4 protein-coding genes are annotated in these 3,991 nt (G+C 39.1%); 3 read left to right on the forward strand and 1 reads right to left on the reverse strand.

The genetic code is table 11. The annotated features are described in order from the left end of the window. Positions 1–1,064 (reverse strand): Re/Si-specific NAD(P)(+) transhydrogenase subunit alpha (locus HN459_03030; protein MBT3478414.1); only part of this gene is annotated, 1,064 nt, incomplete at its 3' end. Positions 1,065–1,181: 117 nt separating this feature from the next. Between HN459_03030 and HN459_03035 the strand changes: the two genes are divergently transcribed. The 3 genes from HN459_03035 to HN459_03045 all read left to right on the forward strand — a co-directional run. Next, entirely contained in the window at positions 1,182–2,708 is a 1,527-nt protein-coding gene (locus HN459_03035; GenBank protein ID MBT3478415.1) for a hypothetical protein, read from the forward strand. Positions 2,709–2,738: 30 nt separating this feature from the next. Further along, positions 2,739–3,785, forward strand: coding sequence for a mechanosensitive ion channel family protein (locus tag HN459_03040; GenBank protein ID MBT3478416.1), 1,047 nt, complete (start codon positions 2,739–2,741; stop codon positions 3,783–3,785). Then, positions 3,782–3,991, forward strand: a 210-nt coding sequence (locus tag HN459_03045; GenBank protein MBT3478417.1) for a DUF423 domain-containing protein, incomplete at its 3' end; no start/stop codon positions are given. The genes HN459_03040 and HN459_03045, both read left to right, overlap by 4 nt.

Raw genomic sequence — 3,991 nt, forward strand, 5'->3', positions numbered from 1 at the left:
ATAATTTCATCTTCTAAGTCAAAATTTAATTGACCATCTTTCACCATATAGGTAACAAAGGTAGAAACATTTTTGGCGTATAATTGTGAAGCATGAACTGGCATTGTTGATGGCAGATTTACTGTACCGTCGATAATGACACCATTATGATTGATTACTTTATCACTTTGGGTCACTTCGCAATTTCCGCCATTTTCGGCCGCAAGGTCAATAATGGCCGAACCCGGCTTCATTCCATTTACCATATCGGTTGGAATCAAAAGCGGTGCCGGTCTTCCCGGTATCAATGCAGTGGTGATGACTAGATCTGATTTAGCAATATGCTGTTTAATCAATTCTTGTTGACGTTGTTTATAATCGTCCGATGTTTCTTTGGCATATCCGCCCTCGCCGACACCATCGTCGCTGTCCGATTCAACTTCTACAAATTTTGCACCGAGAGACTCAACTTGTTCTTTTACTTCTGGTCGGACATCAAATGCTTCCACTTGGGCACCCAATCGTTTGGCGGTGGCAATGGCTTGGAGCCCTGCAACACCAGCGCCGAGAATCAACACTTTTGCAGGTGGAATAGTTCCAGCTGCGGTCATGAGTAAGGGCATATATACAGGAAGGTGAGATGCGCCAATCAATACAGACTTATACCCAGAAATATTAGCTTGAGAACTTAAGGCATCCATGCTTTGTGCTAAGGTGGTTCGAGGAATAAGATGCATAGAAAAGCCAGTTATCTTTTTTTGAGTTAACTGAGTAACCTGTTCGATCTCTCGGGTAGTTTGAAAAAGCGAAACATAAGCGACACCATTTGGAAAAGCTTCCATTTCTGCTAATGTTGCAGGTGCCACCTTTAAAATTATATCGGCGCCATTGAGTAAGTTAGTATGGTCAGGAAAAACGTCTGCGCCGGCATCCTGATAATCCTGGTCGGAATGATATGACGCATCACCGGCTCCAGATTGAACGCGAACTGTCAAACCGCTCTTGACTAATTCCTTTACGGTTTGGGGAGTGGCGGCCACTCGGTTTTCGTCGCCCATGATTTCTTTTAAAACTGCTGCAATCATTGATAAATCCTGTAAGTATTTTTAAATCAGCCTGGGAATTTATGATGCAATTACCCAAAATTTTGCAATAACATTTCAGGATTTTACCTGTGGGATTTCATTGTTAATTTTGATCGTATGCGAATCCATTTCATTATACCGTTCACAGCATTGGTAATCACATCTTGCGCACCATCACTGCAAATAGTTGACCGCTATTCCACTCAGGAAAAAAAGACAGTCGAACTAGTTAAGGGTAAGGGAGAAGCAGGGAAGGTAGTAAAACGAATTGAATATTATCCACGAGGAAAGAAAAAATCTGAAGTTGCTATTAGCCTTGGTAAGAAAGATGGCAAATATTTTGGCTATCATGAATCAGGAACTTTAGCAGTTCGGGGAAAATATAGTGGAAATCTTCAGTCCGGAAAATGGACATGGACCGGCATGGCCGGGGAGATTGATTCAATTCACAACTATATTAATGGTCAATTCCACGGAAAAACGATATATTATAAAGAGGGTGAAATTCGTATTCTAAAAGAATATGAAGCTGGAAAATTGAGTGGAAAATTTGTTGAATATTATTCTAACGAAAATAAAAAAGTTGTTGGAAATTATTTAGGAAATTTGCCACACGATCAATGGTTATGGCGAAATGATGATAAATCTAAGGCAAGGCTCATCCATTTTCGTAGTGGTATTAAACATGGAAAATTTAAAGTCTGGAATGGCGGAATATTGAATTTGTCTGGGGAATTTAACAATGATCAAAAAACGGGAACATGGCGTTGGTCTCAATCCAAAAAACAATTGGATTCTTTGGCTACATATGTAAATGGTGTTTTGAATGGTGAATACAAAGTTTGGCACAGAAATGGGGAACGAGCCGTTGTAGGTGTTTACAGTCAAGGAAAATACAATGGCGAGTGGAAGTGGTGGTCAGAAGATGAAAATTTGGATTCTTTAAAAACTTTCAAGGATGGCCGTTTACATGGCCTTTCAGAATTTTATTATAGAAATGGTCAATTAAAATTGTCGACAAATTATGAGTCTCATAAATTAGATGGTGAAGTCCTATCATATTTTGCATTTGGAGAAATCAAATCAAAAACGACTTATCTATCTGGTGAGAAAAACGGCCCTTACGAAATTTGGTCAAACAACGCACGGCTAGAAGAAAAAGGAAGTTTTGCTAATGATCAACTTCATGGACAAATTCAGCGTTGGTATTCCAATGGTGTTCTCGCATCCATTGCCGACTATGATGAAGGAATTTTTGAAGGCTTAACCCAAATCTTTACATTATCAAATAGCTTGAAACGGGAATTATTTTATGAAAAAGGAATAGAAATTGCTCGAATTGAATATCATGATAATGGCCGCTTGAAACGAGTACTTATCTTTAATGATGGCGAAACGCTATATGAAAGGAAATGGAACCTATTAGGGGTAGAAGAAACGGAAGAAAAGTATATCCTTGGGACTAAATTAGACAGCGAATTTTATTTATCGGGATTTTTGAAATATGAGTGTATTTATAAAAATGGGCAGAAGCACGGGATGGAATGGTGGTTTAATGCTCAACACAATCCAACTAAGGTTAATTTGTATTATTTGGGAAAATCCATTGTGGGCCATGAATTGGTTTATGAAACAAGTGAATAAAGAATTTTAAAGAGTGTAATTTCGTCGCTTATGGAAAAAACAATTATCGATTATATCATGGTTTTTGCAGTACCTATGGGAACAATTCTTGTTGGAATTATTCTTGGGTGGCTGTTCAAACGATTCATTCATCACCGATTAAAGAAGATTACTGAAAAGACAGATTGGAAAGGGGATGATGTCATTTTTGATGCCATCGAATCTCATATTGTACTATGGTTCTTTTTAGCCTCTCTGAATATTGCGTCCAGCGACATCCCATTATTAAGTGATGTTTATCTCGGGTATTTAAGCAAAATTATTGTTTCTGTTCTGATTCTATCTGTGACTTTGGCCGCTTCTCGCATCGGTGTTGGACTCCTCAATTTTTGGGCAGAAAGACAGGGTACCGATCTTCCGTCTACAACCATTTTTGTAAACCTTTTACGGATTGTCATAATCTCGGTGGGTGTTCTAATTATACTCCAATCATTGGGTCTTTCTATCACGCCGCTGCTCACTGCATTTGGTGTGGGTGGTTTGGCCATCTCATTGGCATTAAAGGATACACTTTCTGATTTTTTTGCAGGATTACATATTCTCCTGTCTCAAAAAGTAAAACCCGGTGATTTTGTAGAATTGGATTCCGGTTATATGGGTTATGTGCAAAATATCACTTGGAGGCACACCACCCTTATGGAACGGACAAATAATATTGTTACCGTTCCCAATGCAAGAATTTCAGCTGCCATTGTTAAAAATTATGATAAAGGGGATCCCAGTTTTTCTATCCGAGTTTCTGTTGGTGTCTCGTACGAAAGTGATTTAGATTACGTAGTCAAGGTGACTCAAGAAGTCGCCGCTGGTGTTATTAAAGATGTAGAGGGTGCACGTGAAGATTCGCCTGCAGTAGTTCGTTGTTTTGAATTTGGTGATTCAAGCGTGAATCTAAAAGTCTATTTCCGCGGAAAGAAATATGGCGATCAACATCCCATTATAGACGAATTTGTGAGAAGACTTCATAAGCGCTACCAAATTGAAAATATAGAAATTCCTTTCCCAATTCGCACTTTGATCCACAAAAACGAGCAGCAATGAAAAGCTGGATAGTCTTGGGTGCCTCTTTGGCTGCCCTTGCTGTTATGTTTGGTGCGTTTGGGGCCCACGGACTCAAAAGCAAAGTAACCCCTGAAGATTTGGCAATCTTTGAAACGGGCGTTCGTTATCACATGTACCACGCTTTAGGATTAATCTTGATTGGTATTTTGGGATTCCATTTCAATTCAGAAGTAATCCAACTTCCA

This window comes from Candidatus Neomarinimicrobiota bacterium (genome assembly GCA_018647265.1).
In the GTDB taxonomy this organism is placed as follows: Bacteria; Fidelibacterota; Marinisomatia; order Marinisomatales; family TCS55; genus TCS55.